The sequence below is a fragment of the Pseudohaliea rubra DSM 19751 genome (genome assembly GCF_000764025.1).
Classification (GTDB): domain Bacteria; phylum Pseudomonadota; class Gammaproteobacteria; order Pseudomonadales; family Halieaceae; genus Pseudohaliea; species Pseudohaliea rubra.
In genome coordinates, this window is record NZ_KN234747.1 from 15650 (window position 1) to 31278 (window position 15629).

13 protein-coding genes and 2 tRNA genes are annotated in these 15629 nt (G+C 65.3%); 13 read left to right on the forward strand and 2 right to left on the reverse strand.

The annotated features are described in order from the left end of the window. Position 1: 1 nt before the first annotated feature. Complete coding sequence (locus HRUBRA_RS02000; protein ID WP_052094282.1) at positions 2 to 1225, reverse strand: MFS transporter; 1224 nt, start codon at positions 1223 to 1225, stop codon at positions 2 to 4. Positions 1226 to 1593: 368 nt separating this feature from the next. Between HRUBRA_RS02000 and carA the strand changes: the two genes are divergently transcribed. Genes carA through greA form a run of 3 tightly spaced genes read left to right on the forward strand, consistent with a single transcriptional unit; the run spans position 1594 to position 6438 of the window. Continuing rightward, positions 1594 to 2739, forward strand: coding sequence for a glutamine-hydrolyzing carbamoyl-phosphate synthase small subunit (carA, locus tag HRUBRA_RS02005; RefSeq protein WP_035514066.1), 1146 nt, complete (start codon positions 1594 to 1596; stop codon positions 2737 to 2739). A 4-nt stretch (positions 2740 to 2743) separates the two neighbouring features. Then, positions 2744 to 5965 (forward strand): carbamoyl-phosphate synthase large subunit, encoded by a 3222-nt coding sequence (gene carB / locus HRUBRA_RS02010; RefSeq protein WP_035514068.1) that lies wholly within the window; start codon positions 2744 to 2746, stop codon positions 5963 to 5965. After that, the gene (gene greA, locus HRUBRA_RS02015; RefSeq protein WP_035514069.1) at positions 5962 to 6438 is read left to right on the forward strand and encodes a transcription elongation factor GreA; all 477 of its coding nucleotides are present in this window, start codon (positions 5962 to 5964) and stop codon (positions 6436 to 6438) included. Before carB ends, greA begins: the two co-directional genes overlap by 4 nt. Positions 6439 to 6485: 47 nt before the next feature. On the opposite strand, the gene HRUBRA_RS02020 is transcribed toward greA, so the two are convergent. Next, positions 6486 to 6803, reverse strand: a complete 318-nt coding sequence (locus tag HRUBRA_RS02020) for a YhbY family RNA-binding protein (RefSeq protein ID WP_035514072.1) — start codon at positions 6801 to 6803, stop codon at positions 6486 to 6488. Between the two features lie 72 nt (positions 6804 to 6875). Here HRUBRA_RS02020 and rlmE point away from each other — a divergent pair, with 72 nt between their 5' ends. From rlmE to nusA, 10 genes are all read left to right on the forward strand, one after another. Then, the gene (rlmE, locus tag HRUBRA_RS02025; protein ID WP_035514074.1) at positions 6876 to 7523 is read left to right on the forward strand and encodes a 23S rRNA (uridine(2552)-2'-O)-methyltransferase RlmE; all 648 of its coding nucleotides are present in this window, start codon (positions 6876 to 6878) and stop codon (positions 7521 to 7523) included. 158 nt (positions 7524 to 7681) lie between these two features. After that, the gene (gene ftsH / locus HRUBRA_RS02030; RefSeq protein ID WP_201771506.1) at positions 7682 to 9613 is read left to right on the forward strand and encodes an ATP-dependent zinc metalloprotease FtsH; all 1932 of its coding nucleotides are present in this window, start codon (positions 7682 to 7684) and stop codon (positions 9611 to 9613) included. Between the two features lie 99 nt (positions 9614 to 9712). Continuing rightward, on the forward strand, positions 9713 to 10513 hold the full coding sequence (gene folP, locus HRUBRA_RS02035; RefSeq protein WP_084592402.1) for a dihydropteroate synthase: 801 nt from the start codon (positions 9713 to 9715) through the stop codon (positions 10511 to 10513). Further along, positions 10510 to 11859: a phosphoglucosamine mutase gene (glmM, locus tag HRUBRA_RS02040; protein ID WP_035514077.1), complete on the forward strand. Its 1350-nt coding sequence runs from the start codon at positions 10510 to 10512 to the stop codon at positions 11857 to 11859. The genes folP and glmM overlap by 4 nt, the downstream gene beginning before the upstream one ends. 72 nt (positions 11860 to 11931) lie before the next feature. Then, entirely contained in the window at positions 11932 to 12678 is a 747-nt protein-coding gene (tpiA, locus tag HRUBRA_RS02045; RefSeq protein WP_035514078.1) for a triose-phosphate isomerase, read from the forward strand. Between the two features lie 24 nt (positions 12679 to 12702). Next, on the forward strand, positions 12703 to 13098 hold the full coding sequence (secG, locus tag HRUBRA_RS02050; protein WP_035514079.1) for a preprotein translocase subunit SecG: 396 nt from the start codon (positions 12703 to 12705) through the stop codon (positions 13096 to 13098). 30 nt (positions 13099 to 13128) lie between these two features. After that, positions 13129 to 13214 (forward strand) — tRNA-Leu (locus HRUBRA_RS02055). A 224-nt stretch (positions 13215 to 13438) separates the two neighbouring features. After that, positions 13439 to 13515, forward strand: a tRNA-Met gene (locus tag HRUBRA_RS02060). 97 nt (positions 13516 to 13612) lie between these two features. After that, positions 13613 to 14098 (forward strand): ribosome maturation factor RimP, encoded by a 486-nt coding sequence (gene rimP / locus HRUBRA_RS02065; protein ID WP_035514081.1) that lies wholly within the window; start codon positions 13613 to 13615, stop codon positions 14096 to 14098. 4 nt (positions 14099 to 14102) lie between these two features. Then, on the forward strand, positions 14103 to 15602 hold the full coding sequence (gene nusA / locus HRUBRA_RS02070) for a transcription termination factor NusA (RefSeq protein WP_035514082.1): 1500 nt from the start codon (positions 14103 to 14105) through the stop codon (positions 15600 to 15602). The last annotated feature ends 27 nt before the right edge of the window (positions 15603 to 15629 follow it).

Sequence of the window (15629 nt, forward strand, 5' to 3'; positions counted from 1 at the left end):
CTCAGCGGTCCGCCAGGGCCAGGGTCACCAGGCTCAGGAAAAACACCACTGCGCTGAACAGCGGCGCCAGTGCCGGCGAGACCTGGTAGAGGGCGCCGCCGATGAGCGGGCCGCTGACGAAGCCGATGGCCGGGCAGGCGCCCACGAGCCCTGCCGCCCCTCCCTGTTCTTCGGGCCCGACGGCAATAGAGGCGCCGGCTGTGACCGCGGGCATGGTCAGCCCCAGGCCGGCACCGAGGCAGCCCATGCCGGCGGCAATGAGTCCGAAACCCTGCGCTGAGCCGATGAAAGCGGCGCCGGCGAGGGTAGCGAGGAGCCCGAGGCGCATAAACGTGCCCGGCGCCAGTTTCAGCCGCTGCATTACCGTGAGCTGGATGGCGAAGGCGCAGAGGGCAGAGATCATCATTGCCGCGCCCGAGTACTGGGCGGTGCCGATGCTGTCGAGATCCAGGGCATCCTGAAGCAGAAAGCCCAGGGTCTGCTGGATCGCCGAGAATCCCGTGAACAGCGCCACGGCCGTGAAAATATAAAGCCGAACCCGCGGGTCCGTGAAGCGCAGCCGCGCGCGGCGGTGGCTGCGCCGCTCGTCGGCGGGAATCTTCGGCAGCAGTCGCCAGACCACGATGGCGGCGACGGCGGTGAGCGCGCCGGCGAAGTAGAGCGGGGCGAGGAGGCCTAGGGCGGCGAAGGCGCCGCCCATGGCCGGGCCCAGGATCATGCCTATGCTGTTGGCGGTACCGAGCCTGGCCATGGCCCGGGTGCGCGCCGCGGGCGTGGTGTGATCTGCTGCATAGGCGGTGCAGGCCGGAGTGGTCGCCGACATGATCACGGACTGGGCGCAGCGGGCCACGAGGGCCACTGTGTACAGCCCGATCCCGCTGAGGAGGCCGGCGAGGCCAGCCCAGAACACAGAAGAGAAAAGCACCGTGCCGATGGTGTAGCCGACCAGGCCGGTGATAATCACCGGCCTGCGGCCCGCGCGATCGGAAAAGCGCCCCCAGCGCGGCGAACCGAGGGCGAAAACCAGCGCCGAAATGGCGATGATGGACGTTATCTGCAGCTCCGAGAGATCGACCTCCCGGCCGAGGGGCGCGAGTACTGCGAATACCAGCGACTGGCCGATCGCCGTGGCGATCAGCGCGAACAGCAGGATGGCCAGGTCGCGGCCGCCCAGGGTGGGCGCGGCGCCGGTGACTGCGGCCCGTTTACCGTCGACGTACGCCATGGCAGTTCCTTGCGACTTCCTGGGGAGGGACTCATGCATGATAGGGCATGCGCCGCCGGCCTTGTAGGCACAGCGCTTTGGGCAGCGGCGGCACCCCCGGCGACAGCCTGAGCGGGCCCGCGGGTCGCGTTGGGACGGGACGGCCCTGCCGCAGGCGGCTTCTTCTGGACACCGGGAGGGCCATCCCCTACAATCCGCGGGCTAAGCGCGCTGGTCTTGCCAGCGCTCTGGTTCTCCAGATAGATCACAAGCCGTGCCATCGCCGCGCTGCGTCGGAGCACGTCACGGGAAGCGAGATGCAGGGCAACTCATCTCGCTTTTTTGCGGCCGCTCGACGGGTGCCGAGGCCCCACTGAGCGGAGGTTTCATTGTCCAGCCCTGCCCTTCTTGCCCTCGCCGACGGTTCCCTGTTCCGCGGCAGCGCCATCGGCGCCGAGGGCAGTGCCGTCGGCGAGGTGGTTTTCAACACCGCCATGACCGGCTATCAGGAAATCCTCACCGACCCGTCCTATGCCCGGCAGCTGGTCACCCTGACCTATCCGCACATCGGTAACACGGGCACTAATGCCGAGGACGAGGAGTCCCGCGCTGTCTGGGCCGCGGGCCTGATAATCCGCGACCTGCCGCTCATGGCGAGCAGTTTCCGCAGTACGCGGCCTCTGGACCAGTACTTGCGCGATCAGGGTGTCGTCGCCATCGCCGGCATCGACACGCGTCGGCTGACCCGCCACCTGCGCAAGCAGGGCGCGCAGGGGGGATGCCTTGTGACCGGTGAGGCCGCTGCGGATGAGGCAGGGGCCATTGCCGCCGCGCAGGCTTTTTCGGGGCTTGCCGGTGCGGACCTCGCCCGGGAAGTCACCGTGGCTGCTGCTTATCGCTGGACCGAGGGCGGCTGGGCGCTTGGCAGCGGCTTCCGTCAGTTTCAGGAGAGCGAACAGCGCTTCCACGTCGTCGCCTATGATTTCGGCGTCAAGCGCAACATCCTGCGTATGCTGGCGGATCGCGGCTGTCGGCTCAGGGTCGTGCCGGCCGGGACCCCGGCCAGTGAAGTCCTCGCCCTGGCGCCGGATGGCGTTTTCCTGTCCAACGGCCCCGGTGATCCGGAGCCCTGCGACTATGCCATCACTGCGATCCGGGAGTTGCTCGAAAGCGAAGTCCCTATCTTCGGTATCTGCCTCGGCCACCAGCTGCTGGCCCTGGCCAGTGGCGCGCGCACGGTGAAGATGAAGTTCGGCCATCACGGCGCCAATCACCCGGTGCAGGACCTCGAGGCCGGCACCGTGCTGATCACCAGCCAGAATCACGGCTTCGCCGTTGACGACGCCGCGCTGCCGGACTGCCTGCGGGTCACGCACCGTTCCCTCTTTGACGGGTCTCTACAGGGCATCCATCGCACCGACAGGCCCGCCTTCAGTTTCCAGGGGCACCCGGAGGCGAGTCCGGGGCCGCACGATGCGGCTCCGCTCTTCGATCACTTCATCGAGCTTATGGCCGCGCGCGGCGCGGGGAACTGACGCCATGCCGAAACGTACAGACATTCAAAGTATTCTCATCCTCGGCGCCGGTCCCATCGTCATCGGCCAGGCCTGCGAATTCGACTACTCCGGCGCCCAGGCCTGCAAGGCGCTGCGGGAGGAGGGCTTCCGGGTCATCCTGGTAAATTCCAACCCGGCTACGATCATGACGGATCCGTCCATGGCCGACGCCACCTACATCGAGCCGATTGAGTGGCAGACGGTGGAGCGCATCATCGAGGCCGAGAAGCCCGATGCGCTGCTCCCCACCATGGGCGGGCAGACGGCTCTCAACTGCGCGCTGGATCTGGCGCGGGAAGGGGTTCTCGAGGCCCATGGCGTGGAAATGATCGGCGCCAGCAAGGAGGCCATCGACAAGGCTGAGGACCGCGAGCTGTTCGACCAGGCCATGCGCCGCATCGGCCTCGAGACGCCGCGCGCCCAGACCGCGAATACCCTCGCGCAGGCCTATGCGGTGCTCGAGGACATCGGCTTCCCGTGCATTATCCGGCCGTCCTTCACCATGGGCGGCTCCGGTGGCGGGATCGCCTACAACCGCGACGAATTCGAGGAGATCTGCAACCGGGGCCTGGACCTCTCACCGACCAGCGAACTGCTCATCGACGAGTCGCTTATCGGCTGGAAAGAGTTCGAGATGGAGGTGGTCCGGGACCGGAAGGACAACTGCATTATTGTCTGTTCTATTGAGAACTTCGACGCCATGGGCGTGCACACCGGTGACTCCATCACCGTGGCGCCGGCGCAGACGCTTACCGACCGGGAATACCAGATCATGCGCAACGCCTCCCTCGCGGTGTTGCGCGAGATCGGCGTGGAAACCGGCGGTTCCAACGTACAGTTCGGCCTCGATCCGAAAACCGGCCGCATGGTTGTGATCGAAATGAACCCGCGGGTGTCCCGCTCCTCCGCGCTGGCCTCCAAAGCCACCGGTTTCCCCATCGCGAAGGTGGCTGCCAAACTTGCCGTGGGTTGCACCCTGGACGAGCTGCAGAACGAGATCACCGGTGGCGCCACGCCGGCCTCCTTCGAGCCCTCTATCGACTACGTTGTCACCAAGATCCCTCGCTTCGCCTTCGAAAAGTTCAACGCCGCGGATTCGCGGCTGACCACGCAGATGAAATCTGTGGGTGAGGTCATGGCCATGGGGCGCACCTTTCAGGAGTCCCTGCAAAAGGCGCTGCGCGGTCTCGAGGTGGGCTCCGTTGGTTTTGAGCACCGCATCGACGTCGACAATCCGGACCTGCGTGACGAACTCATCGGCGAGCTGACCAACCCGGGCCCGGATCGAATCTGGTACCTGGGCGACGCTTTCCGCGCGGGCATGGCTGTGGAAGAGGTCCATGGCTACTCCGGCGTTGATCCCTGGTTCCTGGTGCAGATCGAGGATATCGTCCGTACGGAAAACAGCCTGAAGGCGGAGGCCTTGCGTGACCTCGACGCCGCGCGGCTCTTTGCCCTCAAACGCAAGGGCTTCGCCGACGCGCGCCTTGCGGTGCTGCTTGGCGTCAGCGAGGCGGAGGTGCGCAATCACCGGCAGGAGCAGGGCGTGCGCCCCGTTTACAAGCGTGTCGATACCTGCGCGGCCGAGTTCGCCACGGCCACCGCCTATCTCTATTCCAGCTACGAGGAGGAGTGCGAGGCGGCGCCCTCGGATCGGCCCAAGATCCTGGTGCTTGGCGGCGGCCCGAACCGCATCGGCCAGGGTATCGAGTTTGACTACTGCTGCGTGCACGCCGTACTCGCCATGCGCGAAGACGGCTACGAGACCATCATGGTCAACTGCAATCCGGAGACCGTATCGACGGACTACGACACCTCCGACCGGCTCTACTTCGAGCCCGTGACCCTCGAGGATGTGCTGGAGATCGTCCAGCTGGAGCGGCCGACCGGAGTCATCGTGCAGTTCGGTGGCCAGACGCCGCTCAAGCTGGCCCGCGCCCTGGAGGCGGCGGGCGTGCCGATCATCGGCACCACACCGGACGCGATCGACCGCGCTGAGGACCGGGAGCGGTTCCAGCAGATGATCACCAAGCTGGACCTGCGCCAGCCGGCCAATACCACCGTGCGCAGCGTCGACGGGGCGCTGGCCGCGGCGGAACGCATCGGCTACCCGCTGGTCGTGCGGCCCTCCTATGTGCTCGGCGGCCGCGCCATGGAGATCGTCTACCGGGAGGAGGACCTGCTGCGTTATCTGAAGGACGCGGTATCCGTGTCCGACGATTCGCCGGTACTGCTGGACAGCTTCCTCAGCGCGGCCATCGAGGTGGATATCGACGCGGTCTCCGACGGGGAGACGGTGGTGATCGGCGCGATCATGCAGCACATCGAACAGGCCGGCGTGCACTCGGGGGATTCCGCCTGTTCTCTCCCGCCCTACAGCCTGCCGCCGGCGGTCCAGGACGCGATGCGCGAGCAGGTGCGGCGTATGGCGCTGGAACTCGGGGTGCGCGGCTTGATGAACGTTCAGCTCGCGTGGCAGGATGGCGAGAGTTACGTCATTGAGGTCAACCCGCGCGCGTCGCGGACGGTGCCTTTTGTCTCCAAGTGTATCGGCGTGTCTCTGGCCAAGGTGGCAGCTCGCTGTATGGCCGGCACCTCCCTCGCCGACCAGGGTTTCACGGAGGAGATCGTGCCGCCCTTCTTCAGCGTGAAGGAGGCGGTAATGCCCTTCAACAAATTCCCGGGCGTCGATCCGATTCTGGGCCCGGAGATGAAGTCCACCGGGGAGGTCATGGGCACCGGTGAGACCTTCGCCGGCGCTTTCGCCAAGGCCCAGCTGGCCGCGGGTGATCCGCCGCCGCGCAGTGGCACGCTGCTGGTCAGTGTCCGCGACGTGGACAAGCCCGGCGCTGTGGAAGTGGCCCGGCAGATGGCGGAGCTCGGTTTCGAGCTTGTTGCCACCGGCGGCACCGCCCGCGCCCTGGAGGCTGCGGGTTTGACAGTGCGCCGCGTCAACAAGGTCCTCGAGGGTCGTCCGCATATCGTCGACATGATCAAGAACGACGAGGCAGACATTATTATCAACACGACCGAGGGTCGGCGGGCCATCGCCGACTCGGCACCGATCCGGGCAAGCGCCGAGGCGCACCGGGTCTTCTACACGACGACGCTTGCGGCCGCCGAAGCGATCTGCCTGGCGCTGAAGCAGGGGAGTGACAAGGCCGTGCGGCGGCTGCAGGATCTCCACGGGAGCATGCACCGATGAACAAGGTACCGATGACCGTCCAGGGCGAGGCGGCGCTGCGCACGGAGCTTGAGCACCTGAAAAAAACCGAGCGTCCACGCATTACCCAGGCTATTGCCGAGGCCCGGGAACACGGTGATCTCAAGGAAAACGCCGAGTACCATGCGGCCCGGGAGCAGCAGAGCTTCGTCGAGGGTCGGATCATGGACATCGAGGACAAGCTCTCTCACGCTCAGGTCATCGACGTGACCAGACTCCCCCGGACCGGCAAGGTCCTCTTCGGTACCACCGTTGCCCTGATCAACACCGAGAGCGACGACACCGTTACCTACCGTATCGTCGGCGACGATGAGGCAGACGTGAAGCAGAACCTCATCTCTGTGAGTTCACCGATCGCCCGGGCCCTCATCGGCAAAGAGGAGGGCGATGTGGTCGTGGTGCGGGCGCCGGGCGGCGATATCGAGTACGAGATCGACGAGGTCCGGCACGTCTGAGGCCCGGGCCAGCCGGGCGCAGCACCGCGGCCGGTGGCGTGCGCTCGTCAGAGTGTGCGCTGGAGGTTGGAGAGGCGCGGATCTGCCTCGGGGTTCTTCCGCAGTAGCAGCAGGACATTGCCGATGGATTGCACGAGCAGGGCGCCGCTGGCCTCACAGAGCGCAGCCGCAACAGCGGCCCGGGCATCCCGATCGCCGGCGGCGACCTTGACCTTGATCAGTTCGTGGTCAGCCAGAGCGCGCTCCAGCTCCGCCAGAACACCGTCACTCACGCCCTTGCCGGCCACCGTGACCACGGGCTTCAGCCGGTGCCCGAGGGCGCGCCACTGGCGCAGCTGCTGCTTGCTGGGTGAAGGCGTTGCCATCGTTGGAGGTCTCTCGCGCCGGGGCGGCGCAGTCTACACGAGCCGCGCCCACGACGGAAAGGGTGGCCGCTGATGGCTAAAAAGCGCTCGTCGAGCAAGGCCTGGCTGCGGGAACATCGGGAAGACCCTTACGTCCAGCGCGCGCAGCGCGAGGGTTACCGCTCCCGGGCCTGCTACAAACTGCTTGAACTCCAGCAGCGGGACCGGCTCATCCGGCGTGCCATGACCGTGGTGGATCTCGGCAGCGCGCCGGGCGGCTGGTCGCAGGTGGCGGCGGAGCTGGTCGGTGACAGCGGGCGTGTGGTGGCCTCGGATATCCTGCCCATGGACAACCTGGCAGGCGTGACTTTCATCCAGGGGGACTTCACGGAAGACGCGGTATTTGATGCGATCTGTGGCGAACTTGCGGGCAAGGGGGCAGACGTTGTGCTTTCCGATATGGCCCCGAACATGAGCGGCATGACCGCCGTGGATCAACCTCGGGCCATGCTGCTCGCCGAGCTGGCCCTTGACCTCGCCCGGCGCATGCTGCGCCCCGGCGGCGCCTTCGCCTGCAAGGTCTTTCAGGGCGAGGGCTTCGATACGCTGCTTGCCAGCGCCCGTAGCGGCTTCGAGCGGGTGCATACGCGCAAGCCGGCGGCGTCCCGGCCGCGCTCGCGGGAAGTTTACCTCGTGGCCATCGGCGCCATTGAAAACCCGCTGGATGCCCCGACATCATAGAGGTCAGAGACGCTGCGGCCTGAAATGCGTAGCAACAGACTGCAGGTGGCGGCTGGGGCCGGCCAGCTCATGCGCTATACTGGGGTGGAAATCACGCGGCGGTGCCCGCCGCGCGGCGCCGCTGGCGCCGGCAACGAGAGGTAACGGCATTGAACGACATGGCAAAAAATCTGCTCCTGTGGCTCGTGATCGCGGCGGTCCTGCTGTCGATCTTCAACAATTTCAATATGCAGAGCCCCACGGAGCGTCTCGTCTACTCCGAATTCATCGAGGAGATCCAGCAGGATCGCGTTGAGAAGGTGGTCATTGACGGCCTGACGATCAACGGCACCCGCTATGACGGCTCCTACTTCGAGACGACCCGGCCGATGGTCGAGGATCCGAAGCTTATCGATGACCTCCTTACCCACAACGTCGAAGTCGAGGGCCGCGAGCCGGAGCAGCAGTCTGTCTGGACGCAGCTGCTCGTCGCCAGCTTCCCGATCCTCATCATTATTGCGGTGTTCATGTTCTTCATGCGCCAGATGCAGGGCGGCGCCGGCGGTCGCGGCGGGCCGATGAGCTTTGGCAAGAGCAAGGCCCGGCTTTTGGGTGAAGACCAGATCACCACCACTTTTGCCGACGTCGCCGGCTGCGACGAGGCCAAGGAGGATGTTCAGGAGCTCGTTGAATTCCTGCGTGACCCGAGCCGGTTCCAGAAGCTGGGCGGTCGCATTCCCCGCGGCGTGCTTATGGTAGGCCAGCCCGGCACCGGTAAGACGCTCCTTGCCAAGGCGATTGCAGGCGAGGCCAAGGTGCCCTTCTTTTCCATCTCCGGTTCCGACTTCGTCGAGATGTTCGTGGGTGTGGGTGCCTCCCGGGTACGCGACATGTTCGAGCAGGCGAAGAAGCAGGCGCCCTGCATCATCTTCATCGACGAGATCGATGCTGTCGGCCGACACCGGGGCGCCGGCCTCGGCGGCGGCCACGACGAGCGTGAGCAGACGCTGAACCAGCTGCTGGTAGAGATGGACGGCTTCGAGGTCAACGATGGCGTCATCGTTATTGCTGCCACCAACCGCCCGGACGTCCTCGATCCCGCGCTGTTGCGCCCGGGCCGCTTTGATCGCCAGGTCGTCGTGGGGCTTCCTGACATCCGCGGCCGGGAGCAGATTCTCAAAGTGCACATGCGCAAGGTGCCTCTTTCCGAAGACGTGGATGCCTCACGTATTGCCCGCGGTTGTCCTGGCTTCTCCGGCGCGGATCTCGCCAACCTGGTTAATGAGGCTGCGCTCTTTGCTGCCCGTGCCGGCGTCCGTACCGTGGGCATGACCCAGTTCGAGCTCGCCAAGGACAAGATCATGATGGGCGCCGAGCGCAAGTCCATGGTCATGTCCGAGCACGAAAAGCGGAATACGGCCTATCACGAAGCCGGTCACGCCATTGTCGGGCGGCTTGTTCCCGAGCACGATCCTGTCTACAAGGTCAGCATCATTCCCCGGGGCCGCGCGCTGGGTGTAACCATGTTTCTGCCTGAGGAGGACCGCTACAGTCATAGCCGGCGGCACATCGTCAGCCAGATCTGCAGCCTCTTCGGTGGCCGCATCGCCGAGGAAATGACCCTCGGCAAGGACGGGATTACTACCGGGGCGTCCAACGACATTCAGCGTGCTACGGAGCTGGCCCGGAACATGGTCACCAAGTGGGGCCTGTCCGAGAAGATGGGTCCGCTCCTTTACGACGAGGGCGGCGATGAACCCTTCCTCGGCCGCAGTGCCGCGCAGCCGCACAACGCCATGTCCGACGAGACCGCCAAGCAGATTGATGCGGAAGTGCGCTCGATCATCGATGAGTGCTACGCCACGGCGACGCGGATTCTTGAGGAAAACATCGATAAGCTGCATGTCATGGCTGAGGCATTGATGACCTACGAGACCATCGATGCGGGCCAGATCGATGACATCATGGCCGGCCGGCAGCCGCGCGAGCCCGAGGGCTGGGGCGGCAGCAGTGGCGGCCCCAGCGGCCCGAGTGCCGTCGATGGTGACGATCGCGCGACGGATGGTGACAAGCCGACCACGCCCATAGGCGGCCCCGCGAGCGAGCACTGATCGGCCCCCCGGGGCCGTGAGCCCGTCGGCGCGGCGGTGAGTACCGCACCGGTACTTCTCGGCGGGGGGCGCAGCCTGTCCCTCGCCCGTCCCCGCGTCATGGGGATTCTGAACGTTACCCCCGATTCCTTTTCAGACGGTGGCCAGCTTTATCGCGAGGGTTGCGCTGATCTCGATGCAATCCTGTGGCGAGCGGAGGCCATGGTCTCCGCCGGTGCTGCCTTGCTTGATATCGGTGGCGAATCGACCCGCCCCGGGGCCGCGCCAGTGTCCGAGGACGAGGAGCTTGCCCGGGTGGTGCCCGTCGTCGAGGCTCTCGCCGGGCGCGTCGACGCCATGCTCTCAGTGGATACCAGCACCGCGGCGGTGATGCATGCTGCGGCGGCTGCAGGTGCCCACCTTATCAATGATGTTCGCGCGCTCCAGCGCCCCGGTGCCCTGGCAGCGGCTGCGGCGAGCGGCCTGCCGGTCTGCCTGATGCATATGCAGGGCACCCCGGAAACGATGCAGGCTGACCCCCGTTACGTGGACGTGGTCGCGGACGTGGAGGCCTTTCTGGAGCGTCGGTCAGCCGCATGCCTGGCGGCGGGGATTGAGCGTGATGCCATCCTGCTCGACCCGGGTTTCGGCTTCGGTAAGTCCGTAGCGCACAATCTGTCGCTGTTAAAGGCGCTGCCGCGTCTCGGATCGCTGGGTTTCCCCCTCCTGGTCGGATTGTCGCGCAAGTCCCTCATTGCTAAGCTCCTCGACCGTTCCGTTGACCAGCGATTGCCGGCCAGCCTCGCCCTCGCGGTGCTTGCCGCAGAGCGCGGTGCCCGGATCATCCGCGTCCACGACGTTGCAGAAACGGCAGATGCGCTCGCCATGGTGGCGGCGCTCGCAGAGGCAGGAGGCCCATGAGCAAACGCTACTTTGGTACCGACGGTATTCGCGGTACCGTCGGCACGGCACCGATCACGCCCGATTTCATGCTCAAGCTTGGCTGGGCCTGTGGTCGGGTGTTCTCGGACCGCTCTCCCGGGCCGGGCCGCTGCACGGTCATCATCGGCAAGGATACCCGGGTGTCCGGCTATATGTTCGAGTCGGCGCTGGAGGCCGGTCTCGTGGCTGCCGGTGTGGATGTGAAGCTGCTCGGCCCCATGCCGACCCCTGCAGTTGCGCTCATGACCCGCACCCAGCAGGCCGACGCGGGCATTGTCATCAGCGCTTCGCACAATGCTTTCGAAGACAACGGCATCAAGTTTTTCTCCGCCGAGGGCGCCAAGCTGCCCGATGACGTGGAGCTGGCCATCGAGGCCATGCTCGACAGGCCGCTGGAGACGGTGCCTCCGCGGTTCATCGGCAAGGCGGTGCGCGTTGTTGATGCCGCCGGTCGCTACATCGAGTTCTGCAAGAGTACAGTGCCCGAGGGCTTCAGCCTCCGCGGTCTGCGCATTGCCGTTGATTGCGCCCACGGCGCGACCTATGCGATTGCGCCGGCGGTGTTTGCCGAACTCGGCGCCGAGGTCTTGCCCATGGGTGCCACGCCCGATGGCTTCAATATCAACGAGGGCGTTGGTTCCACGGACATGGCGTCCCTCACCGCCCTGGTGCGCGCCCAGGGCGCTGACCTCGGGATCGCCTTCGACGGCGATGGCGACCGTGTGCTGTTCGCGGATGAGCGGGGCACGGTCGTGGACGGTGATGAGCTTCTTTTTATTATCGCCATGCATCGTCTCGCCCTGGGGACGGCCGATGCCGGCGTGGTCGGTACGCTGATGTCAAACCTCGGTCTGGAGCTCGCCCTGCGCGCTGCGGGGCTCGATTTCGCACGTACGCCGGTCGGCGATCGCTACGTGCGCGAACGCATGGCCGCCGAGGGCTGGCACCTGGGCGGCGAAGGTTCCGGGCATATCATCTGCAGCGACGTGACAACTACGGGCGACGGCATCGTGGCCGCCCTGCAGGTGCTCCAGGCCGTTCGCGCCGCCGACAGGCCCCTGTCGGCCCTCGCTGCCGGCATGAGTCGCCTGCCCCAGTGTCTGGTCAATGTGCGCCGGGAAGGCGACGGTGCCCTCGAGGGCAACGGCCGGGTGGCCGCCGCCGTGGCGTCGGTGGAGGCGGAGCTCGGTGATGCGGGTCGCGTGTTGCTGCGACCGTCGGGTACGGAGCCGGTTGTGCGGGTCATGGTCGAGGGCCGCGATGCGGCCCAGGTGGCGTCGCTTTGCGAGCGCCTGGCGGCGGAAGTGGCGCGCGGCCTTGCCTGAGGGCGGATTCGCGCTTGTCTCCCCAGGTGGTCTTGGGTACCATTGCGCCCCTTTCCGAGCCGGGTGCTAGCGATGCGACGTTCCTTGGTTGCTGGAAACTGGAAGATGCACGGGTCGCTGGCGGCGAACCGTAGCCTGCTTGAAGGGCTGGTAGCGGCCGGGTTGCCGGACGCCGTTGAGGCGCTGGTGTGCCCGCCTTATGCCTATCTGCAGCAGGTGGCTGCGCTCTGCGCCGGCGGTGCCCTTGCCGTTGGTGCTCAGGATTGCAGCCATATGGCGGAAGGCGCTTACACTGGTGAGGTGTCGGCCCCCATGCTGGCTGACCTGGGCTGTGGCTGGGTGATCCTGGGTCACTCGGAGCGGCGCCAGTACCACCGGGAGACGTCGCCGCTGATCGCTGCCAAGCTCAGCGCTGCAGCCAGGGCGGGCCTTGCGCCCATTGTCTGCGTCGGAGAGACGCTGGAGCAGCGCGAGGGTGGCGAAGCCGAAGCCGTCGTGGCCGCGCAGCTTGAGGGTGCCCTGGCCGACGAGCCCCGGGCACCCGGACTGGTAATCGCCTATGAGCCCGTGTGGGCCATCGGCACGGGGCTTACCGCGAGCCCTGGCGAGGCGCAGGGCATGCATGCGTTTATCCGCGACTGCCTGGCCGACCTTGTGGAGAACGCCCAGGCGGTTCGGCTGCTTTACGGCGGCAGCGTAAAGGCCGACAACGCAGCAGCTTTATTTGCGTGTCCGGATATTGACGGCGCGCTGGTGGGGGGCGCCTCGCTTGACGCGGAGGCTTTCACCGCGATCGTTTGCGCCGCCGCCGAAGACTGAAGCCCGGACACGGGCAGGGGAGTTATGGAACAGATTGTTCTGATCGTGCATCTGCTGCTGGCGCTGGCCATCATCGGCCTGATCATGCTGCAGCAGGGCAAGGGCGCAGATATGGGTGCGTCCTTTGGTGCCGGGGCGTCACAGACGCTCCTCGGCAGTACGGGCAGCGCCAATGTGCTGACCCGGACCACGGCCTGGCTGGTGGCGGCTTTCTTCGCTACCAGTTTCGGTCTCGCGATCATCGCTACGGGAAAGACGCGAAGCGTCAACGACGTGGATATCGTTGTACCGGCGTCGCAGCAGCGGCCGGCGCTTGAGGATGCGCCCGCTGATGACCTGCCGGCGGTGGAGACGGGTGACGTGCCGTCAGCGGCGCCGGCAGAGGGAGATTTCCCCGGCGCAGACATTCCCGAAGCGTAAGTAGCACGGTAGACTAGACAAGTTGAACAAGCCGAAGTGGTGGAATTGGTAGACACGCTATCTTGAGGGGGTAGTGAGCTATGCTCGTGGGGGTTCAAGTCCCCCCTTCGGCACCAAACACAACAAGTCGAGGGATATGCTCCGCTGCGCGGAGTGCTCGTGGGGCCCTGGCCGGGCGCGTTAAGTCCCCCCTTCGGCACCAAACAGGCCCGGGTGCGGGCCGATAGAAAGGCAAGAAGGTGGTTGACCGCGCTTTAAGGCCTATCTATAATACGCGACCTCTTTGGGGGCACTCTTGAGGGTGTGTTCCGGGCAAGCAAGCTTGCCATGAGCGTTTTGATGCGGGGTGGAGCAGCCTGGTAGCTCGTCGGGCTCATAACCCGAAGGTCGTCGGTTCAAATCCGGCCCCCGCTACCAAATACGTATCACCTGCTCCGAAACAAGGTGATGCGGCGTGAAAAGCCCCTTTTTGGGGCTTTTTCGTTTGTACCGGAAAAGTTTTCGCGGGAGACGCGTGAGCGGCAGGGAAAACAAGCTGCGTGATTTGCTCGAGCCGACCGTCGAAGCCCTGGGCTTCGAGCTGTGGGGTGTTGAGCACCTGGCGCAGGGGCGCCACAGCGTACTGCGGGTGTACATCGAGCGGCCCGAGGGAATCAGTGTTGATGACTGCGCCCTGGTGAGCGGACAGGTCAGTGCGGTCCTCGACGTCGAGGACCCCATAAGCGGTGAATACACCCTGGAGGTGTCGTCGCCGGGGCTGGATCGCAGGCTCTTCGCCCTGGCGCAGTATGGCCGTTTTTTCGGCGAGATCATTGACTTGCGCCTGCGCATGCCCTTCGAGGGCCGGCGCAAGTTCCGGGGGCAGCTCAAGGGAGTTGAGGGTGAGGACGTAGTGGTGCAGGTCGACGATCACGAGTACCTCCTGCCCTTTGACGCTATCGACAAGGCGCGGGTGGAACTGCCGGCAGAGACCGGCGACGACGGGCGCGAGGCAAGGTAGGCTCATGAACAAGGAAATCCTGATGGTCGCGGAAGCCGTCTCTAACGAGAAGGGCGTTTCCGAGGACATTATCTTCGAGGCAATCGAACTGGCGCTGGCTACGGCCGCCAAGAAGCGCTACGACGAGGACGCCGATATCCACGTCACCATCGACCGCGAATCCGGTGATTACGACACCATCCGTCGCTGGCTTGTGGTGCCGGATGATGAGATTGCTCTGCTCGGTACCCAGTTCACCACCGAGGAGGCCGTCGAGAAGGATCCGTCGCTCAAGCCCGGTGATATTTTTGAAGAGCAAGTAGAGAATGTCGAGTTCGGCCGCATTGCCGCGCAGACTGCCAAACAGGTGATTGTGCAGCGGGTCCGCGACGCCGAACGCGCGCAGGTCGTTGAAGAATACGAGACCCGCGTGGGTGAACTCGTGGCCGGCACCGTGAAAAAAGTCACCCGCGACAATATCATCGTCGATCTTGGCAATAATGCGGAGGGTCTGCTCCCCCGGGGCGCGCTGGTAGGCCGCGAGACCTTTCGTGTCAACGACCGGGTGCGCGCCATTCTTATCGAGATCAGCACCGAGACGCGCGGTCCGCAGCTCATCCTCAGCCGCGCTTGTCCGGAGATGCTCATTGAGCTGTTCAAGATCGAGGTCCCGGAGATCGCCGAGGGCGTAATTCAGATCCGCGCTGCCGCTCGTGATCCGGGCTCCCGCGCCAAGATCGCCGTGAAGACCAACGATCAGCGTATCGACCCGGTCGGTGCCTGTGTGGGCATGCGTGGTTCCCGTGTCCAGGCCGTTTCCAACGAACTCGACAACGAGCGCGTGGATATTGTGCTCTGGGACGATAACCCGGCACAGCTGGTGATCAACGCCATGTCCCCGGCAGAGGTGGAGTCCATCGTTGTCGACGAGGACGCCCACGCCATGGATGTGGCGGTGTCCGAGGACAACCTGGCCCAGGCGATCGGCCGCGCGGGGCAGAACGTTCGCCTTGCCAGTGAGCTCACGGGCTGGACCATCAACGTGATGAGCAACGAAGAGGCCGCGGAAAAGCACGAGGCCGAGGCGGGCCAGGTCATCCAGGCGTTCATGGACCAGCTCGATATCGACGAGGACGTAGCGGAGATCCTCGTCGAGGAAGGTTTCACGACGCTGGAAGAGGTGGCCTATGTGCCCCTCGACGAAATGCTGTCCATTGAGGGTTTCGACGAGGACATCGCCGAGGAGCTGCGCGCCCGGGCCAAGGACGCGCTGCTGACTATGGCTATTGCCTCCGAGGAACAGCTCGGTGCCAATGAGCCCGCCGAAGACCTGCTGACCGTGGAGGGGATGGACCGGCACCTCGCCTACCTCCTGGCCAGCCGCGGTATCGTCACCATGGAAGACCTCGCCGAGCAGGGCGTCGACGACCTGATGGACATCGAGAACATGACAGAAGAGCGCGCCGGTGAATTGATCATGACCGCGCGTGCCCCCTGGTTTGCCGAAGAGGAAGCCCAGTCCTGAAAGCACTGGTCAGTACCACGGTAAGGC

Bases quoted from the DNA above. Each gene is read 5' to 3' on its own strand.
- HRUBRA_RS02000 (WP_052094282.1), bottom strand. From the start codon at position 1,225: ATGGCGTACGTCGACGGTAAACGGGCCGCAGTCACCGGCGCCGCGCCC.
- carB (WP_035514068.1), top strand. From the start codon at position 2,744: ATGCCGAAACGTACAGACATTCAAAGTATTCTCATCCTCGGCGCCGGT.
- greA (WP_035514069.1), top strand. From the start codon at position 5,962: ATGAACAAGGTACCGATGACCGTCCAGGGCGAGGCGGCGCTGCGCACG.
- HRUBRA_RS02020 (WP_035514072.1), bottom strand. From the start codon at position 6,803: ATGGCAACGCCTTCACCCAGCAAGCAGCAGCTGCGCCAGTGGCGCGCC.
- rlmE (WP_035514074.1), top strand. From the start codon at position 6,876: ATGGCTAAAAAGCGCTCGTCGAGCAAGGCCTGGCTGCGGGAACATCGG.
- ftsH (WP_201771506.1), top strand. From the start codon at position 7,682: ATGGCAAAAAATCTGCTCCTGTGGCTCGTGATCGCGGCGGTCCTGCTG.
- folP (WP_084592402.1), top strand. From the start codon at position 9,713: ATGGGGATTCTGAACGTTACCCCCGATTCCTTTTCAGACGGTGGCCAG.
- glmM (WP_035514077.1), top strand. From the start codon at position 10,510: ATGAGCAAACGCTACTTTGGTACCGACGGTATTCGCGGTACCGTCGGC.
- tpiA (WP_035514078.1), top strand. From the start codon at position 11,932: ATGCGACGTTCCTTGGTTGCTGGAAACTGGAAGATGCACGGGTCGCTG.
- secG (WP_035514079.1), top strand. From the start codon at position 12,703: ATGGAACAGATTGTTCTGATCGTGCATCTGCTGCTGGCGCTGGCCATC.
- nusA (WP_035514082.1), top strand. From the start codon at position 14,103: ATGAACAAGGAAATCCTGATGGTCGCGGAAGCCGTCTCTAACGAGAAG.